This window comes from Bradyrhizobium sp. (assembly GCF_049581145.1).
Taxonomy (GTDB): Bacteria; Pseudomonadota; Alphaproteobacteria; order Rhizobiales; family Xanthobacteraceae; genus Bradyrhizobium.
Genome location: NZ_JBAURI010000614.1, coordinates 1 through 18,391 on the forward strand (window position 1 = coordinate 1; position 18,391 = coordinate 18,391).

Below are 18,391 nucleotides of genomic sequence, written 5' to 3' on the forward strand. Positions count from 1 at the left end.
GCGCAACGAGAGCCGACAGTTCGAAGCTGGCGTGCACGGCGTCGCGCGCTCGCGCGTGGTCGAGCGTGAACGCCAGCAGGGCCGTGGTTGGCAAGCTTGCGCCGGAGCGCCCCAGCGCGACACGCGCCGGCGTCAGATCGCGCAGATCGGCAAGTGATGGCGGCGACGCCTGCGGCGGTCTCATGCAGTGCTACTCGGCCGGCACCGATGCTTCGCGCAACCTGATCGAATAGTTGGACGCGTTCTGATGGCCAAGTGACGCGGCACGCGCGAATATGATCAGATGATGCCCGACCATCGCGCAGGCGATGAGGCCCTCGATGTCGCCACGCCACAGGCGCGACAACGCGAATTTCCAGAACACCTTCCTGTAGTCGCCGAGCACGCCGATCTTCCAGAAGATGTTGCGCAGCATGACGGCCCCCCGCCTGATGTTGGCCCAGCTCTTCTGCTCCTTCGACCGCGGGACCTTGATCCGGTTCCGATAGGTGAACTCGAGCAGATACCGGAAACGCCCATAGAGCTTCTCCGGCCTGTAGGCGACCTCCATGCACTTCTTCCACGACCTGACGACCTGGTCGTAGGGCAGCAGGAATTCGACATTGGAATCGCGGCTGTCGTCGTGATTGAGGCGATTCTCGCGCTCCAGACGGTCCCACAACGGCGTCTTCGGCAACGCCTGCAGCAGGTTGATCGTCAGCATCGGAATCCTGGACTGCTCGACGAAATCCAACAGCACATCGCCGGTCTCGGGCGTGTCGGTGTCGAGGCCCATGATGATGCCTGACACGACCTCCATGCCATAACTGTTGATGGTCTTGATGCCGTCGAGGATAGGGACCATCATGTTGTGGTCCTTCTGCATCGCGCGCAGCGCCTCGGGGTCGGGCGTCTCGATGCCGCAGAAGATGGTGGCAAAGTAGGCCTCCCGCATCTTCTCGAGAATTTCCGGCCGCTTGGCGATGTTGAGCGTGGCCTCGCAGGCGAGCCGCGTCACGTAACCATGCTTCTTCTGCCATTCGATCAGATGCGGCAGCAGATCGAGCGCGGCCTTGCGGTTGCCGATGAAGTTATCGTCGACGAAATAGACCGTGTCCGTCATTCCGCATTCGCGCAATCTGTCGAGCTCGGCGATGATCTGCTGCGGCGTCTTGATCCGTGGATTGCGGCCATAGAGCCCGGGAATATCGCAGAACTCGCACTGGTAGGGACAACCGCTCGAATACTGGATGTTGCCCAGGAAATATTTCTTCATCTCGGCCAGTTCGTAGGCCGGAACAGGGAACTCTGTCATCGGCACGCGGTCCATGGTCTTGAGCACGACCTGCTGGGCCGGGCGCTGCGGATCGCGCGCCAGCCGCGTGATCAGCTCATCGGTGGCATCGCCGAGCTCGCCGACATGGAGATAGTCGAACGACGGATAATAATCCGGGCAGGCGCTCACCGAGGGACCGCCGATCGCGACCGGAAGATCGAACGCATGCGCCCGGCGGCAGATATCGTTCATGTGCTGGCGCTGGATGTGCATGCCGCTGACGAACACCGCCTGCGCCCATTCGAAGTCGTCGTCGGTGGCGGCACGAATGTTCTCGTCGATGAAGCGCACAGGCCAGTTCTTGGGAAGATAGGCCGCGATCAGCAGCAGGCCCTGCGGCGGCATGAAGGCCTGCACGCCATCGGTCAGCGGGTAGGCATATTCGAATGTGCCGAAAGCGGATGTGTATCGCGGAAACACGCATAGAATACGGCGTGTCGCCTCAATGCCTTCAGTTCTCATCTGAGTTCCCTTGCGACAGGTCAAACATAAGATAATCACGTGTCTTAAAATTGGCTATCGTTTCCTCAAACAGTATATGTTGACGGATCCGTTCAACCTTTCGACATTCAGATGGTTGCGGCGGCTCGAAGTTTTGACTCGCCTTCGCCGATCAGGCGTGACGCGAAATCGGGCAACAGCCTGCCCTCACCGGCGAGCCGAAAGGCCGCGTCCGCCAGTCCCGCCTGGACCAGCCAGTTGTCGAACTCCGGCGCCCGCTTCAGGCCCAGGAGGTCGCGGACATAGAGCGCGTCGTGGAACGAGGTGGACTGATAGTTCAGCATCACGTCATCCGCGCCGGGAACCCCCATGATGAAGGTGACCCCGGCCACAGCCAGCAGGGTCAGCAGATTATCCATGTCGTCCTGGTCGGCTTCAGCGTGGTTGGTGTAGCAGACATCGACGCCGAGCGGCAGCCCAAGCAGCTTGCCGCAGAAATGATCTTCCAGGCCGGCGCGGATGATTTCCTTGCCGTCGTAGAGATATTCCGGGCCGATGAAACCGACCACGCTGTTCACCAGCAGCGGGTCGAACGCACGCGCCACGGCGTAGGCGCGCGCTTCGCAGGTCTGCTGATCGACGCCGTGATGGGCATCGGCAGACAGCGCCGAACCCTGCCCGGTTTCGAAATACATCACATTATCGCCGACCGTGCCGCGGCGCAGCGACCGTCCGGCGTCATGCGCCTGCCGCAGCAGCGCAAGATCGACGCCGAAACTGCGGTTGGCGGCCTCGGTCCCCGCAATCGATTGGAACACCAGATCGACCGGCATGTCCTGACTGATCAGGTCGAGCGTCGTCGTGACATGAGCGAGGACACAGCTCTGGGTCGGTACGGCGAGCCGCGTGATGATCTCGTCGAGCAGGCGCACCAGGCCGCCGATCACGGCGGGATCATCGCTCGCCGGATTGATGCCGATGCAGGCATCGCCGGATCCCAAAAGGATGCCGTCGAGGATCGAGGCGGTGATGCCCCTGGAATCGTCGAAGGGGTGATTGGGTTGCAGCCGCGTGCTCATCCGTCCGCGCAGCCCAACGGTGTTGCGGAAGGCCGTGATCACCTCGCATTTTTTCGCAACCAGGATGAGATCCTGATTGCGCATCAGCTTGGAAACCGCAGCCGTCATTTCCGGTGTGATGCCGCCGGCGAGCTTCTTCAGCGCCTCGCCGCTCGCGGCGTCCGAGAGCAGAAAGTCGCGGAACGATCCGACGGTCAGCGAGCAGACCGGCGCAAAGGCCTGCGCGTCGTGGCTGTCAACGATGAGGCGGGTGACCTCGTCATCTTCATAGGGAATCAGCGCTTCCTGCAGGAACTGACCAAGCGGCACGTCCGACAGCGCCATCCGCGCCGCGACCATCTGCTCGGCGCTCTCGGCCGCGATTCCCGCCAGCCGGTCGCCCGAGCGCGGCGGCGTGGCCTTGGCCAGGAGATCGCGGAGATCATCGAACACGTAACTGGTGGCGTCGATGGTGTGGCGATAGGCCATGGGCTGCTCCGCGATCTTCCGCACCTTGCGTCGGCGCCGGACGTCCTAGACTTCCAATGTTTGGCATCGCGGAGAGGATCGCCCCTACAATGACACCAATTAACTTCTCGAGCTTTCACTGTACCGTAATAATACGGATCAGCCACGGGTGCCCGCCAAGACCTGGCCAGGACCCCGTATTCGCCCCGGCAATCATCTGCCTTTGACTTGCATTACCTGCAAAAGTTGCACCGCAATAAGCTTCGCGCATTAATGAATTTTCCACGACAAGTCGCCTATGTTTTTGCAGGGTCCGGCGGGTTGCCGGCCTTACAAGGACTTCGCATGCCGACCACGACGCAACCCCAAGGCCCATCCTCGAGCCCGTCCTTTCTGTCCCGGTTCTCACTCGCGGCGCGCCTGTACAGCATTTTCGGCCTGTTCGCAGCTTTGACCGCCGCGATGACGATATTGTCGGATTACAACTCCCGGCGTGCGGCAGAGCTCACCGAGGCGATCGAGATCGCCAATACCGCAGCGCTCAACGTCGAGCGGGTCAATTCGCTGGTGTATGCCGTGGTGATGGAATCGCGCGGCGTCTACATGTCGACGGAGCCGGCGGTCGTCAAGAAATACGGCGACGGGATCCTCAAATTCAACGGCGACATTCTCGCTATCGTTTCGAAATGGCAAAGCATCGTCAAGGCTGACGACGCCGAGCAGTTCGCCACGTTCGAGAAGCGCATCGAGCAATTCGTCGAATTCCGCAAGGAACTGGTACGCCGCGCCGTCGAGATCAATCCGGCCGCGGGTCGCGAATGGGGCGACAATGACGCCAACCGCAGCGTTCGACAGGCCCTCAACAAGGATCTCGGCGCGCTCTCCAAAGTCTATTCGGAAAGGGCCAAGCTGATCGCCCACCAGACCGATACCAACCGTCAGTTGTCGTTTGTCCTGACCTGCCTCGGCGGCGTCTCCCTTCTGCTGGTCATCATCGGCGTCGTCATCATAGCCCGCTCCATCGCGCGTCCGCTCGCCGTCATCACCGCCACCATCAAACGCGTCGCCGACGGCGCCGCAGGCGTCGAGGTTCCGCATACCGCGCGCGCGGATGAGATCGGCGCCCTGGCGCGCGCGATCCGGATCTTCCAGCAGGCGATGGATCACAATCGCAATCTCAACGCCCAGGTCTCCGCGGAGTCGAAGGCGCGAGAGGAGCGCACCCGGCACGTCGAAGCCTCCGTCGAGCAATTCCGGCAGGCGATCGGGGGCGTGCTGCAGGCGGTTGCCGACAACGCGTCGGCGATGCGCAACACCGCGCAAAACATCAATCGGGTGACGGCGAACGCCAACGCTCAGGCGCTTGCCGCGACCAGCGCGACCACGCAAGCCTCCAGCAACGTCTCCGCGGTCGCCGGCGCCGCCGAGGAATTGTCCGCCTCGGTGCAGGAGATCGGCCGCCAGGTCCGTCAGTCGGCGGGCGCGGTCGAACAGACCGGCCAGCGCACCGAAAAATCGATCACCGAAATCGAGAGTCTCGCTGCAGCGACCCAGCGCATCGACGGCGTACTCAATTTGATCCAGGCGATCGCCGAGCAGACCAATCTCCTGGCGCTGAACGCGACCATCGAGGCTGCGCGCGCCGGCGAGGCCGGACGCGGCTTCGCCGTGGTGGCGCATGAGGTCAAGGCGCTGGCCGGCCAGACCGCCAAGGCCACCGAGGAGATCGGGCAGAACGTCGGCATGATCCAGGCCTCGACCAAGAACGCGGTCGATGCCGTGCGCGAAATCGGCAATGCGGTGCGCGATATCGACAACATCACCTCGAACATCGCCAGCGCCGTCGGCCAGCAGGACGCGGCCACCCGCGAAATATCCGTCAATGCGCAATCGGCGGCCCATGGCAACGAAACGCTGGTGACCAATATCGGCTCGCTGCGCGATGCCATCGGCGAGACCAACAATGCCGCCGCATCCGTGCTCGCGGTCGCCGGCGAGCTGACCTCGACAGCGGACACACTGTCGCGCGAAGTGGACAGGTTCTTCCAGAACCTGCGCTCGGGCGGGGCCGATCGGCAGCGGGTAGCCTAAGGCCGTGCGATGCGATGGCCGGTGGCCGCGGCGCGCCAAGGTGCATGCCGTCAAACCGGCCCGATCGGCGCGGGCCCGAACCAGCGGCGATCATGCCGTGGTCCAATCGGACGCCAGCAAGCGGGCGCATCCGCTCGCCTTTTACGACGATAACACCCTTATTCCTATTGTTTCTCGGCAGACCTTCCGACCTCGGTCGATCGAGCGATTCTAACGGCAGCCTTTGACTTCGCCGCGAGACTGCGGCCCGCTTGTCCCAATGTCGCGCCTCATGCGGCCTACTGTTGTGTATAGCCCAACCCAAGCGACAGGCTGAGGTTCGGCGCCGGCTGGAACTCGACGCCAGCGTGGGCGCTATAGCCTGGCAGGGTGCCGGACGTGCTATCGAAAGGGGCAAAAGGGTTACTGCCCATCCCAGCGTCATATTTCAACGTATCGACACCGCCATAGAATGTGACGGGTAGGCCGTCGTTCTTGAAGTTGTAGCCGAACTGCACACCTTCGCGATAAACCGAGCCGAACATTGAATCCTGGTTGAAGCCGTTCATGCTCAACCCGATGCCGCCGCCCTCGCCGCCAACAAACCAGCCGTTCTGAAAATTGTAGCGCGTGTAGGAAAAGCCGTCGCCCCTAGCGTCACTGCTGTCGAAGCCCGGAAAGTTGCCGTAAGTGTTCGAGCTCGTGCCTGCGGCCAGATTGCCGCCGAAGCCGAAGAGCCCTCCTGGAATCCAATATGTCACCGGTAAGGCTTGGGCATGGGCGGTTTGGCCGCCCAGACAGAGCGCCGCCAATGCAACTGCGAAACCTAACCTGCTAGCGAAAATGGACATCCGCAACACCCGATATGCGTTCTGAAATGATACTCCGCAGATTTCAAGAATTCCAGGTGTGCAGCCGGCCGTCAAGCGCCACACCGGCTGCCTGAACATCGGGGCGCCGAGAGGAACTCCCAAAACATAATGTGAGGCGATTCCGGCGGGTTTTTGTTCGGGCGGGCTCGTCGAAGCGCGAACACCGGCAGCTCTACGGTGGCGAGCCCGCATTGCGGTCTACTCCGGAGCTTCGCCGCGACGTCGTTGGCCGGAATTGCAGCCATCATCGCCATCGCCCTGATGCACCGGTCCACAAAAGCCGCCCGAAGGCGGCTTCTCAGTTCAAGCCCAACCATGATGAATCTGGCGGCGATTTCCGCCGGCCTGGATCCGACGTCTGACTCAATCGTAAGGTCCATACCAGACTGGGACCCAGCTGAAACTGCGCAAGCCATCTGCGCCGACGACCTCCCTGCGTTGCAAGGTGCAATTTCGAAAGTCGCAATAGTCGTATGCGAATTTGGTGTAATAAGGCGGATGGTCGTCGATCGAATGTGTCCCGAGTGACAGGGCGAGAGCGTAATCGAGGACGATCGGGGGGCGCGCATAGTAGCCCCAGGAAGGCGGTGGCGGGGGAGCCCGCAGATGCGCTGATTTCGCACCGCCAGCGCTTGCCGTACCGGGCATAGACATCATCGTGACGATCATCGCTGCTGTCGCAGCTAATCGTAGTTTTCCGAGGTTGGCGATCATGAGAAATCCTCCTGGGGCGCGCGGCCGACACCGTCAGCTTCCGCTCTCGAGACAGCCACGCCGATTCCGGACAAAGCAACGCACGTCATAAAATTCGCTTGAACAGATTGAGTTCCACACCGGCTGGCTCGATATTTTCCGGGAGTTGGTTGCGACTGGGATTGGAACCGCTTGGCTCCGATCTCAGCCTTCTCGGGCGCGTCGCGCCTTTGTGCAGCACCCCCGGAAATACAGCGTTGGCGGAGAGCAAGAGCATGCGAACACACAGTGCTTCCGTTGCATGCCCCGCGCTGGTAGCGCCGGCGGATTTGCCGAATCTGCTGCCGAGCCGCCCGATCTTTTCGAGTTGCCCCGGCAATGGGCACGATGTCGTGTTGCAGCGCTGCCGGCATCCTCCAGGCAGGATCGAGGTGCCGGGACTGCGCGATCATCTCGTCGTCGTGCATCTGATCGGGCCGGTCCTGATCGAAGACGTGTATGACGGCGGCAAGCGAGATCGCCGCTGGTGCGAAGGCGGCCAGATCAGCATTACTCCGGCGGCGTTTGCAACAGCGCGTACCCTCAAAGGGCCGACCGATGCGGTGCTCATCCACATTACGCCGGATCTCTTTCAGACCGTAGCGGAAGATGCTTACGGCGCAGGGGCTGCGGGAGTGTCGCTAATCCGCCGCCTTGCGGTGCGCGACGATGCGCTCAGCCGGTTGGGCCAACTGCTTGCGGCCGAGGTCGAGGCGGGAGGTCCTGGTGGAAAATTGATGCTGGATCTGCTTGGTCGCGCCATCGCGCTGCACCTTCTGCGGCGCCATTCGAATCTGGCACCAGTTCGACCCGAGCCGCCGAGCAAAATAGCAGGCAGCCGCTTGCGCCGCGTGCTTGATCATATCCAGGCCCATTTGCATGAGACCTTGTCGCTGACGGAACTGGCGAGGCTGAACGGATTGAGTCCATCGCAATTCGCGCGCGGCTTTCGCGAAACGACCGGGCGGCCGCCGCATCGTTACGTGAACGATCTCCGCATCGAAAAAGCCCAGCACCTGCTCGAGAACACCGAAAAATCTGTGACGGAGATCGGGCTGGCGTGCGGTTTCCTTCAGCCGAGTCATTTTGCGACCATGTTCCGCAAGCGGGTGGGCATGAGTCCACGTGCCTGGCGCGCCGCCCGCCGCTGGTAGCGCGTGGATCGTCAAAGAAGCGCGAAAACGCAAAACTCGTGCGCGATTTGCGAAAGATCGAACGGCCGGCTCTGCCTATCTGCCGCCGCGATGATCACGGGCGCGCGGCGATCCCTGAACCTGGCGACAGGGAGGCGCCAGGCGGTCAATCAGCAAAGGGAAACGATCATGTCTGAACTTCCTGATTTCGGAACATTCGGCCGCTTCATCGAAACGCCCGCCGACGAGATGCCGGCCGAGATGAGGGACGCCTACGACTTCACCAGGAAGCTTCGAGGACAGGTCCCCGGTCCCCACAAGATCTGGCTGGCAAACCCGAAGCTTTCCAAAACGGTGGTTCCGACCGGCGCCTACTACCAGACGCAATCGACGCTGACGAAAGCCGAGATCGAGATCGTCACGAACCTGATCAATGGGCGCTGGCTGGCGGCGTACGCCAATTATGAGCACGAGATGATCGGCGAGAAGGCCGGCGGCCTTCCGGCGCACAAGGTCGAAGCCATCATCGCCGGGCTGCCGACCTCGTTCGACGATCCCCGGCAGCAGGTCGTCTACGAGCTTGCTTCGGCTTTGATTGCTCCTCGCCTCGTGCCCAAGGGCCTCTACCGGCGCGCCAAGGCGCTGCTGGGCGACGCGGGCATCGTCGATGTGACGATGCTGCTCGGATGGTTCACCGGCGTCTCGCTCACGCTCGCAGCTTTCGATGTGCCCGCCAACGCTGTCGGCCTCAACCAGTAAGACGGCGCCGGCACTCCCCGATCCAGGAGGACACCAATATGAAACTTCAATCACCGAATCTGGGCGGCCGCCTGCCGCTGCAGGACCCCGACTCCTTGGGCAAAGACGCGAGACAACTATACGACCGCATCAATTCGACCATGGTGCCGTGGGCCAGCTCTGTTCATTTCCAGAGCAAGACCGGCGATGGCCGCCTGATCGGCCCGTTCAATCCGCCCCTTTTCAGCCCCGAGATCGCTTCCCGCTTCCTCGATCTCCAGGAAGCCGAGCAGCGTGCCACGACGCTGAGCGATCGGGTCCGGCAAGTGGTGATCCTCACGGTCGGCGCGGTCTGGAATGCGCCGTACGAGCTCTACGCCCACACGGCGGCCGCTCGGCACGCCGGCATCCCGGAAGACGTCATACGGACGCTTGCAGCCGGCGGACTGCCGGACAGCTTGAGCCCGGCGGAGAGGATCGCACAATGCTATGCTCGCCAGCTCTCCGCCGGACACCGCGTCGATGCCGCCCTCTACACCGAGGCGGAACGCTGCTTCTCCGCGCAGGGCGTCGTCGATATGACGTTCCTCATCGGCATCTATCACGTCGTCTGCGCCCTGTTGAACGGGTTCGAGATCCCCTCGCCGGACCAGCAAGCGGTCCCGCAGCACGAGGCCAAGCTGACCCTGGTGGCATCTTTCCCGCGCGGCTATTTTCTGGAAAATCTCGCTGTCCGCGCCGACCATTCCGTCCTCGTCACGGTCGCGAACAAACAGGAGCTGTGGTACGTCCCGCCCACGACGAGTGGCCTGCCCGTGGCCGCTTCGCTGCTGTACAAGTTCGGCGAGGTGACGATGGCCGTCCTCGAGACCGAGCCGGATGTTTTCCATATCTTGACGGGCAACGGCTACACGACGCATGAATCCTACCTGCATCGTCTGGATCTGCGCGGCTGGTCGCCCGGCGCGACGGTCCACCCGGAGATGGTGATGCAGTTTCCGGACGCCGCGCGTGCGCCCAATGGCGCCTCTCTGATCGCCCCCGGCATCATGCTTGTCGCGGACTGTTTCGCCAGCCTGATCTGGCGGGTCGACCTCCCTGCGGAGGGTGGCAAGCCGGTGTCCCGTGTCTGGCTCCGCCATCACAGCATGGGTTACTTCCCTGGCCAGATGAAGCCGGAACAGCCGGGCGTGAACGGCGTGCGCTATGCGCCGCGGTCGAACACCCTCTATTACACGGCGACCGCCAAGAAGCTGTTCATGCGCGTCGCCGTCAATCCGGACACGCACGAGCCTGCCGGCGAGCCCGAACTCGTTCTGGCGGGCCGCATGGGCGATGATTTCTGCATCGACGAGGACGCCAATGTCGCCTACCTGACGACGCACCGGCAGAACACGATCGATCGGGTGTCACTGGATCCGGCCGAGAACAGCGGCTTCACCGACAGCATCGTCGGCGATCCTTTCACGGATCAGCTGATCGGGCCGTCCAGCGCCGCCTGGGGACGCGCGCCCGGAGACTATGGCCGGGTGGCCTATGTCACCACCGATGGCGGCACTGCCTCACCGTTGCCCGGTGGGCCGCGCCCGGCGACCCTGTTGCGCGTCACGCTTCCGAAATCGTGACTTCCCGAATCAAGAGTCAGGCAAGGGCATTGCAGATGGCCGATACGCCAAGCAGCAGCACGCTCGTTCAGTGCGGCAACGTCACGATCGAAACCATCACTGACGGCAAGGGACCGGCCTTCGTCATTCTTCCCTCCTATGGTCGCGATGGCGGTGCGGATTATGATCCTTTCGTCGCCGACCTCGTCCGCGCCGGCTGGAGAGCGCTGCGGCCGCAGCCAAGAGGCATCGCCGGTTCGACGGGACCCATGACGGATGTCAGTCTACGCGATCTGGCCGATGATGTTGCGCTCTGCATTCGGCGACTCGACAATGGCCCTGCCGTCGTGCTCGGCCACGCCTTTGGGCACGCCCTAGCGAAGATGCTGGCGACCGATCACCCGGAGTTGGTCAAGGCGGTCGTGCTCGCGGCGGCTCAGGCGGCCGATGTCGCAGAGGATATTGCAAAGGCGCCGCTGATCGCGGGCGATACCTCCGCGCCGGAAGCGGCGCGACTGGCCGCGCTGCGCAAGGCCTTCTTCGCACCCGGCCACGATCCGCGCATCTGGCTCGCCGGCTGGTATCCGGCGACTCTGCGGATGCAGCACGGCGCCGCTGGAACTGTCGCGCTCAGCGATTACTGGGCCTGCGGCGATGTGCCGTTGCTGGAACTGATCGGCGCGTGTGATCCGTTCAGGCCGAAGCGGTCCTGGGACGAACTGCGCAGCCAGTTCGGCGACAGGGTAACGACCACGATCATTCAGGACGCATCTCACGCGCTGTTCCCGGAGCAGCCCGACGATATTGCTGACGCGGTGCTGCCCTGGGCGGCGCGCTTCGTCTAGCCCTGTCCTCAGCACCGAGGCAGGCTATCGACTTGGCGCGACGAGCAAGGGACCTGCATCAGTCCCTTGCCATCATCCGATCGCACCGGGGACACTCGTAGGGCGCGGCTTTGATCACATGTTTGATGGCAGCCAGAAATTCTTCGCGCTCGCCATCAATCTCGCCGTTCTCCCAGCGATTTGTTCCGATCACACAGGCGAGCCGACTCGCCTCTTCATCTCCCTGGTCCAACACCCAGTCGGAATGACCTGGATAACTGCATTGTTTCAACGCCCTTGCCTGTAGAGCGACCTCGACGGCACGAAAATGAAGGCCTTCCGTGCGCCCCACGTCCCGTTTGACCTGATTCATGCGCAACTCCGGTGTTGGCAGGCCGGCAAATTAAGCTGACGGGACGGCTTTTTAATGGCGAATACAATCTCAGAGCTAGCCGTTGAGAAACAATCTTTGAGATTGAATCGCGTCTGCTGGCTGCGCTGATCCAGGGTTGAGACGCGCGAGAGGCCGACGACTGAATCGAGGCGTCGCTCCGCAGAGCGGGGCAAGCCACTTGGTTCGCCGGTTCACGACGTCCTAATTTCTCGGCTGGTAGCCGTCGGTCAACGTCTTCAGGAAGGCGATGATGTCGGCTTCGTCCTGCCCGGTCATCGCCGGCGTCTCGGCCAGGTGACGATCGAAGGGCGGATCGGTGACGTCGACATTGGCATGGTACTTCGCCGGCAGGTCGTCGTATTTCTGGACCGTCCCGTCAGCCGCGTGCGGGTAGACCTTCTCCGGATTCGTATCGCGGAAATTGTAGAAATCGAGCACCTGCTGCAGGCTGCGAAACACGCCGTTGTGCAGGAAAACGCGACGGATCGCGGTGTTTCGCAGTGTCGGCGTCTGAAACATGCCGCAATATTGCGTCTGCTGGGCGATGTCGGTGCGCTGCGGACCGCAGACGCCGAGGTCGAAATAATTGGGATCCCGGTTGTCGGCGAGCGCAGCGTTGCGTGGCGCCCCGAGCGCCTCATACTGATGGTCGGTGAAAAGCGGCGGCAGGCCGTCGCGGGTCGGCCTCGATAGATGGCAGCCGCCGCAATTCGCCTTGTCGGGATCGTTGAACAGTTGCAGGCCACGCAACTCGCTCTCGCTCAGCCGCGCCTTGCCCTCCAGCCAGTAATCGAACTTGCTGGTATAGGGATGGAAGCTCGGGTCTTCGATCTGATAGCGCGCGATGGCGAACATCGCCTCCGAGATCAACAATTGCGAATTGGCGAGGACGCGGGCACCGAACAGGCCGGTGAAACGCGCGGCATAGGGCGCCTGACGCAACTTGTCCGCCACCTTTTCGGCACTGCCACCGTCCATCTCGCGCCGGTCGAGCAGCGGAAACAGCGCCTGATCCTGCAGCGTATCGGCACGGCCGTCCCAGAACAGGCCGCCTTGCGGCACGATATTCGCCGCCGACGCGGCGGTCTGCGTCGCGACCTTCCTGGCGCGCGCGGTCTTTTGCCCGAGCGCGGCCATCTGCGCGAGGTCGATGACGTTGTCCTCGTCGCTCTGATCAGGACCAATGCTGAAGATCGGCTGGCGCTCGAGATAGGTCAGCGATGGAACAGCGCGCGCGCCTTGTCGCGACACGGTGGGACCACCCAGCATGACCGGCCCATCGTTAGGCGGCCCGTAAGCATCGTCCGGGCTGTGACACGATGCGCATGACAGCGCGCCCGAAGAAGATAGCGAAGCGTCGTAGAAGATCTGCTGGCCCAGCTGCGCCATCGCGGAGAGCGGCGCCGTGCGCGGACGGACGAGATGGATCGGGGCCGGATTTTCTCCTGCAAGTCCTCGCGTCTGGTCGCCGTCGGGCTCGACTGCCAAGACAGCGCCGGCCATGCAGAGCAGGCCGGCGCCGAGGAGCCAAAAAATGCGGCTGCTCATCTTATTCTAGCGATCAATGCGCTTTCGGCACGCTGACGACGACCGTGCCGGCGGTCGGATCGAGGAAGAGTGGGTTCGCCTGCGCCTGAGTAAAATTGAACATGTCCATGATCGATCCGGCGCTGGCGTCGAACGAGCCGCCACCGAGACGCTGGCCATTCAACCAGTTGTCTTCGATGAAGCGCACCACGGAAGCCTGCGAAATGCGCGTGTGGCTGACGTAGTTCGTCCTGGCGAAAGGCGAGATAACCAGGAACGGAGTGCGCGTGCCGGGACCACAGCGGCCGTTGACCGGCTTGCCGCCGAGGCCATTCGGTTGCGGCTGGACCGCAACGCCCTTGCCGCACTGACCCGGGCCGTTGACCTGATCGGCGGTCGGGTCATAGGAGGCGCTGGTCGGCGTGGCGTAGGCGTGGTCGTACCAGCCGTCGGAGTCGTCATACGTCAGGATCACCGCGGTGTTCTTCCAGTCCGGCTGCTGCTGCAGGAAGTTGATCAGGTTGACCGCTCCTGTCTGCTCGTCGAGCGGGTCGGAATTGCCGGGATGAGCGTCCTGAACGGCCGGCATCTTGATATAGGAGACGGCCGGGAAATTGCCGGCCTCGACCGCCGCGTAGAAATCGTTGATATCGTAGTCGTGGTTGGCCGGATCGACGGTCTTGCCGTTGGCCTCCAAGGTCTGGCCGATCGCTTGAATCGAACTCGGCCGCGCGTGGGTCGGGTTGGCCGTCGACTTGTAGTACTGGAACCAGGCGTGGTGCGGGGTGTAGTCCGTGATGGTCGCGCCCAGGACGCTCGAGAAGGTGCTGCGCGCGCAGCTGGTGGTACCATTGGCGTTGCTGAGCGTGAGGTTGAAGCCGCCCATGAAGCCGCCCCAGCTGATGTTCGCGGCGTTGAGCAGGTCACCGATGTTCTTGCTCGTCATCAGGACCGTGCTGGTCTTGCTCGAGCACTGGTCGAAGGCTGGGTCGGTGTCACCGATCAGCGTCAGACCGCCCTGGCCATCGGCGATCGATGACGAACTGCCGACGATGTTCTGCGCACCATTGGTCTGGCCGGAGACCACCTCGAGCGCGCCGGGCGTCGACGGACCATAGGTGTCGGTATAGTCATTGTCGTTCATGGCGAAGTGCTGGGCATAGTTCCACATCGCCGTGACGGTGTTGCCGTCGAAATAGCCCATCACCATTCCGTTGGTGCCGAAGGCGCCGACGCCGCCGGCAGTGCCGTGACCGGTGAATTCCGGAAACAGATCGGCCTTGCCGTTGTCATAGGCCTCCTGCTCGGGTGTGTAGCTGTGGTTCTGCCCAGCGGTATTGACCTGGGTGCGGTCGATACGGAACGGGTCGGTGGCCCCAGTGCCGTTGGCCTTGTTGGTAAAATTCGGGTTGTCGACCAGCAATTCGGAATTGGCAAGGTTGTTCACCTGCGGCGTGCTCGGATCCGCATTGAAGGGAATTTCGCCCGGCGGGTTGGCCGCGTTCGGGTAGGTTGCGAAATAATGATCGAACGAGCGGTTCTCGTTGAAGATCACCACGAGATGCTTGATCGGCGTGGCGGTGGCCACGCTGGCTTGCGGATCGGCGGCGGAGACCGGCGTGCAGCACCAGACCGCAGCGACAATCGCCGAAATCGAAACCGTTGAAAGCAGATTGAATTTCATCCTCTAGCCCCTTGCCCCAAAGTTGGTCGTTGCGCATCGCCAAATAGCCATGGTCGATGACAGCGCTGTGTCGATTTTACAAACAGCTCCAGCTCTCGCTGTGCTTCGTCGTCAAGTGTTCTTGAACAGGAACGCTCCGATATTCATGACGATCATCGTCCGCGAAAGCGGACGATCCGTCAGAGAGGTCAGCGATTCAACAAAGGGCTGGGCGTACTGCGCGGGGTAGGACAGAAGAGGCTGATATATCGCCTCACTCCACCAAGATCACGTCGACCGCGACGTTGAGCTTCTGCTTGCGCGAGCCGACGATGATGCCGTCGACCGGCGAGACATCGGAGAAATCCCGCCCGACGCCGAGAATGATGTGATCGTTCTCGACCAGGAGATCATTGGTGGGGTCGAAGCCGATCCACCCGAGCTTGGGCCCGCACCACAGCGAGACCCAGGCATGGGTCGCGTCGGCGCCCTGCAGCCGCGGCTTGCCGGGCGGCGGGATGGTGCGCAGATAACCGCTGACATAGGCCGCCGGCAGGCCGAGGCCACGCAGGCCCGCGATCATCACATGGGCGAAATCCTGGCAGACGCCGTGACGGTTCTCGAACACGTCCTGCAGCGGAGTCGAAATCACCGTTGCCTTCGGGTCGTATTTGAATTCGCTGCGGATCCGGTGCATCAGGTCGACCGCGCCGACCAGCACTCCCATATCAGACGGAAAGCTCGCAGCCGCATAAGCCGTGACCGGCTGCTGCACCGGCACCAGCGCGCTGGCAAAGACGTAGCCGATCGGAGAGGCAGGCCCGAGACTCGTGGCCTCGAAGGCGATATCGCGGACCTCCTCCCAGGCGGGACTTGGCGCGGTGCGGCCGGGCGCGAGACGGGACACCGAGACCCGCGACTTGGAATCGATGCGAAGATGCCGATGCGGCGCCTCGATGACGATGCTCTCGGTGTGGGTGCCGAAGAAGTCGCGCCTGGTGGTGCGGTCCGCCGGCCGCGGCCTGATCTCGACGCTGTGCGAGATCAGCTGCTGCCCGTCGCCGCTCTTCGGCTCCAGCCGCAACGAGCATCGCGCGAAACTGACCGCGCTTTCATAAGCGTAGGTCGTGACGTGACGGATGTCGTAGATCACGCCAGCCCCGTGAGCTTCTCTGGACGGCTGGCGTTCGGCCCATGCGGAAAATAGTGCAACCCGATGGCATCGGCGAGATTGAGCAGGTCCTGCTCCAGCGCGAACAGCGTCTTGGTGTCGAGACTGGTTGCTTCCGCGGTCGTCAGCATCGCCTGCAACGCCACCGCCAGCCGCTGCGGCCGCTCGATCAAGCCGGTCTCCCGCAGCACCGGCAGGCTCGCGATGTGGCCGTTGAGCGCCTCGACCTGGAATGCGACCGAGCGAGGATTATAGGGATCGAGCACCACGAGATCGCGCACCGGCGCGAGCAATGGACCGACCAGATAGCGCGAGCGATAGGTGATCTGGCAATCCACCAGGGTCAGAAGAATGTCGAGGTCGTCGCCGCTCGCCTCATCATAGGCGAACTGGCGCGCAAAACGCACGGTGTTGATGGCCCGCTCGGCGCGGCGGCCCATTTCGAGGAAACGCCAGCCGGCGGCGCGGTTCATGTTCTCTTGCGCGAGCCCTGCGAAGCTCGCGAGCTCCTGCAGGGTCAGCTCCGCCGCGCTGACGACGCCGTCGTCGTCCTCGACCTCCTGCGCCAGCCGCTCGGTCATCTCGATGATGACCTGCCAGGCATCCGGCGACAATCGCTCGCGCAGCGAGGTCGCGGTGCGCTGCGCCGAGCGCACCAGCGAGAGCGCCGAGCCGAACTTTTCTTCCGACTGCAACGCTTCCGTCGCGACTTTGGCAGGCTGCGTCCGCGAGGCCTGCGAGACCGCGCCCCAGGTCACCAGCATGCGCTGGATGCGCTCGGCCGCCTGCTGCAGGCTTTGTTGCGCGCCCTTGCCGGGATCGCGCTGCTGGGCGCCGAGCGCGCGCACCAGCCGTAGCGTCGCCTCCGCCCGCTCCAGATAGCGGCCGAGCCAAAACAAATTGTCGGCTGCCCGGCTCGGCAACACGCCTGCAATGCGCCTGATCCGCACGCTGTCGGAGGCCGGAAGCAGCGTCCGGGTCGAGACTGCCTTATCGGAGACCACCCAGACGTCGGCGGCGCGCGCGCCGTCTCCCATCGAGACCGCGCGGGCGTCGAGCTGTTCGGCGATCCGGCAGAAGCCGCCGGGCATCAGGGTCCAGCCGTCCTCGGTGGCGGCGGCGAACACCCGCAGCACGAACGGACGGGGCGCGATCCGCCCCTGGTCCCAGACCGGCATGGTCGACAGCCGCACCAGTTCCTGGCCGACAAAGTCGATGCCGCGATCGTTGATCGCGGCGATCAGCCGCTCGCGCTCGCCGGGCGGCAGTTCGCTGGCGAGCACCGGCGCATTGCTCTGAAAGCCGGGCACGCCCCGGCCATAGGCGCCCTCGATCGCCACCTCGTCGAGCCGCGACAACACTTCCTCGCGGGCGGCCTTCTGGCCGCACCACCAGGTCGCGATATGCGGCATCTTCAAGTCCTCGCCGAAGAAGCGCCGGCTCAATGCCGGGAGGAAGCCCAGCAATGCCCGCGCTTCCAGCACGCCCGAGCCCGGCATGTTGGCGATGACGACGCCATTCTTGCGCAGCACCTCGATCAGGCCGGGGACGCCGAGATGCGACGACGCATCGAGCTCAAGGGGATCGAGCGAATTGGAATCGACCCGTCGCAACAGCACGTCGAGCCGCTTCAGGCCGGCGACGGTGCGGATGTGGATGCGGTCGCCGCTGACCGCGAGGTCGTCGCCCTCGACCAGCAGAAAGCCGAGATAGCGCGCCAGCGTGGCGTGCTCGAAATAGGTTTCGCTGAAACTGCCCGGCGTCAGCACGCCGATGCGCGGCTCGTCGCGGTCGGCGCTGGCGCGCAGCGAGCTGCGGAACGCCTCGAAGAACGGCGCGACCCGCTCCACATTCATCGACTTGTAGAGCGAGGCGAATGCCCGCGACAGCACCAGACGATTCTCCAGCGCATAGCCCGCGCCCGATGGCGCCTGGGTGCGATCGCCGAGCACCCACCAGCGGCCGTCCGGCCCACGGCCGACGTCGGCGGCATAGAGGCTGAGATAGCGGCCACCCGGCGGCTTGACGCCGCAGACCGGGCGCAGATATTCGGCGCTGCCGGCGATGGCGGCGGCGGGGATCGCGCCCTCGGCAACCAGTCGGCCCTCGCCATAGATGTCGCGCAGCACGAGCTCCAGCAATTGCGCACGCTGCACGATTCCGGCGCTCAATTGCTGCCAGTCGGCCTCGTCGATCAGCAGCGGCAGGTGGCTGAGGGGCCATAGCCGCTCGGCGCTTTCGCCTGGCGCGCGATAGCTGACGCCGGCCTCGCGCAGGTGCCGGTCGGCCGCGCCGAAGCGCCGCTCGATATCGGCCGGCGCAAGCTGCGCGAAGGCCTCGAAGAACCGATTCCAGACCGGGCGCGGCGTGCCGTCTGGAGC

General features: G+C 63.5%; 15 protein-coding genes. 5 read left to right on the plus strand and 10 right to left on the minus strand.

What is annotated here, in order from left to right:
• From WCB02_RS20130 to WCB02_RS20140, 3 genes are all read right to left on the minus strand, one after another.
• On the minus strand, positions 1-184 hold a 184-nt coding region (locus tag WCB02_RS20130), incomplete at its 3' end, for an ethanolamine ammonia-lyase light chain EutC (protein WP_423960756.1).
• A 6-nt stretch (positions 185-190) separates the two neighbouring features.
• On the minus strand, positions 191-1,777 hold the full coding sequence (locus WCB02_RS20135) for a B12-binding domain-containing radical SAM protein (protein ID WP_423960758.1): 1,587 nt from the start codon (positions 1,775-1,777) through the stop codon (positions 191-193).
• Positions 1,778-1,884: 107 nt separating this feature from the next.
• Positions 1,885-3,303 carry an ethanolamine ammonia-lyase subunit EutB gene (locus WCB02_RS20140; protein ID WP_423960760.1) on the minus strand — a complete coding sequence of 473 codons (1,419 nt, stop codon included), beginning with the start codon at positions 3,301-3,303 and terminating at the stop codon, positions 1,885-1,887.
• 324 nt (positions 3,304-3,627) lie between these two features.
• Between WCB02_RS20140 and WCB02_RS20145 the strand changes: the two genes are divergently transcribed.
• Positions 3,628-5,373 carry a methyl-accepting chemotaxis protein gene (locus tag WCB02_RS20145; protein ID WP_423960761.1) on the plus strand — a complete coding sequence of 582 codons (1,746 nt, stop codon included), beginning with the start codon at positions 3,628-3,630 and terminating at the stop codon, positions 5,371-5,373.
• Between the two features lie 278 nt (positions 5,374-5,651).
• Here the strand turns inward: WCB02_RS20145 and WCB02_RS20150 are convergent, their stop codons facing one another.
• Complete coding sequence (locus WCB02_RS20150) at positions 5,652-6,203, minus strand: hypothetical protein (protein WP_423960762.1); 552 nt, start codon at positions 6,201-6,203, stop codon at positions 5,652-5,654.
• A 384-nt stretch (positions 6,204-6,587) separates the two neighbouring features.
• Positions 6,588-6,938, minus strand: a complete 351-nt coding sequence (locus WCB02_RS20155) for a hypothetical protein (protein ID WP_423960763.1) — start codon at positions 6,936-6,938, stop codon at positions 6,588-6,590.
• A 473-nt stretch (positions 6,939-7,411) separates the two neighbouring features.
• Between WCB02_RS20155 and WCB02_RS20160 the strand changes: the two genes are divergently transcribed.
• The 4 genes from WCB02_RS20160 to WCB02_RS20175 all read left to right on the plus strand — a co-directional run bounded on the left by WCB02_RS20160 (position 7,412) and on the right by WCB02_RS20175 (position 11,276).
• On the plus strand, positions 7,412-8,110 hold the full coding sequence (locus WCB02_RS20160; protein WP_423960764.1) for a helix-turn-helix domain-containing protein: 699 nt from the start codon (positions 7,412-7,414) through the stop codon (positions 8,108-8,110).
• A gap of 168 nt (positions 8,111-8,278) precedes the next feature.
• Positions 8,279-8,848 (plus strand): carboxymuconolactone decarboxylase family protein, encoded by a 570-nt coding sequence (locus tag WCB02_RS20165; protein ID WP_423960766.1) that lies wholly within the window; start codon positions 8,279-8,281, stop codon positions 8,846-8,848.
• Between the two features lie 38 nt (positions 8,849-8,886).
• Positions 8,887-10,452 (plus strand): carboxymuconolactone decarboxylase family protein, encoded by a 1,566-nt coding sequence (locus WCB02_RS20170; RefSeq protein WP_423960768.1) that lies wholly within the window; start codon positions 8,887-8,889, stop codon positions 10,450-10,452.
• Positions 10,453-10,487: 35 nt separating this feature from the next.
• Positions 10,488-11,276, plus strand: a complete 789-nt coding sequence (locus WCB02_RS20175) for an alpha/beta fold hydrolase (protein WP_423960770.1) — start codon at positions 10,488-10,490, stop codon at positions 11,274-11,276.
• A gap of 58 nt (positions 11,277-11,334) precedes the next feature.
• On the opposite strand, the gene WCB02_RS20180 is transcribed toward WCB02_RS20175, so the two are convergent.
• From WCB02_RS20180 to WCB02_RS20200, 5 genes are all read right to left on the minus strand, one after another.
• Complete coding sequence (locus tag WCB02_RS20180; protein ID WP_423960772.1) at positions 11,335-11,628, minus strand: hypothetical protein; 294 nt, start codon at positions 11,626-11,628, stop codon at positions 11,335-11,337.
• A gap of 222 nt (positions 11,629-11,850) precedes the next feature.
• A complete protein-coding gene (locus WCB02_RS20185; RefSeq protein WP_423960774.1) occupies positions 11,851-13,197 on the minus strand; it encodes a cytochrome-c peroxidase in 1,347 nt (448 codons plus the stop codon).
• Positions 13,198-13,210: 13 nt separating this feature from the next.
• Positions 13,211-14,860 (minus strand): phospholipase C, encoded by a 1,650-nt coding sequence (locus WCB02_RS20190; RefSeq protein WP_423960775.1) that lies wholly within the window; start codon positions 14,858-14,860, stop codon positions 13,211-13,213.
• Positions 14,861-15,113: 253 nt separating this feature from the next.
• Positions 15,114-15,992 (minus strand): transglutaminase family protein, encoded by an 879-nt coding sequence (locus WCB02_RS20195; RefSeq protein WP_423960777.1) that lies wholly within the window; start codon positions 15,990-15,992, stop codon positions 15,114-15,116.
• On the minus strand, positions 15,989-18,391 hold a 2,403-nt coding region (locus WCB02_RS20200), incomplete at its 5' end, for a circularly permuted type 2 ATP-grasp protein (protein ID WP_423960779.1). The genes WCB02_RS20200 and WCB02_RS20195, both read right to left, overlap by 4 nt.

What these genes read in the sequence shown, in the direction of transcription:
- WCB02_RS20135 (WP_423960758.1), bottom strand. Translation starts at nt 1,777, where the DNA reads ATGAGAACTGAAGGCATTGAGGCGACACGCCGTATTCTATGCGTGTTT.
- WCB02_RS20140 (WP_423960760.1), bottom strand. Translation starts at nt 3,303, where the DNA reads ATGGCCTATCGCCACACCATCGACGCCACCAGTTACGTGTTCGATGAT.
- WCB02_RS20145 (WP_423960761.1), top strand. Translation starts at nt 3,628, where the DNA reads ATGCCGACCACGACGCAACCCCAAGGCCCATCCTCGAGCCCGTCCTTT.
- WCB02_RS20150 (WP_423960762.1), bottom strand. Translation starts at nt 6,203, where the DNA reads ATGTCCATTTTCGCTAGCAGGTTAGGTTTCGCAGTTGCATTGGCGGCG.
- WCB02_RS20155 (WP_423960763.1), bottom strand. Translation starts at nt 6,938, where the DNA reads ATGATCGCCAACCTCGGAAAACTACGATTAGCTGCGACAGCAGCGATG.
- WCB02_RS20165 (WP_423960766.1), top strand. Translation starts at nt 8,279, where the DNA reads ATGTCTGAACTTCCTGATTTCGGAACATTCGGCCGCTTCATCGAAACG.
- WCB02_RS20170 (WP_423960768.1), top strand. Translation starts at nt 8,887, where the DNA reads ATGAAACTTCAATCACCGAATCTGGGCGGCCGCCTGCCGCTGCAGGAC.
- WCB02_RS20175 (WP_423960770.1), top strand. Translation starts at nt 10,488, where the DNA reads ATGGCCGATACGCCAAGCAGCAGCACGCTCGTTCAGTGCGGCAACGTC.
- WCB02_RS20180 (WP_423960772.1), bottom strand. Translation starts at nt 11,628, where the DNA reads ATGAATCAGGTCAAACGGGACGTGGGGCGCACGGAAGGCCTTCATTTT.
- WCB02_RS20185 (WP_423960774.1), bottom strand. Translation starts at nt 13,197, where the DNA reads ATGAGCAGCCGCATTTTTTGGCTCCTCGGCGCCGGCCTGCTCTGCATG.
- WCB02_RS20190 (WP_423960775.1), bottom strand. Translation starts at nt 14,860, where the DNA reads ATGAAATTCAATCTGCTTTCAACGGTTTCGATTTCGGCGATTGTCGCT.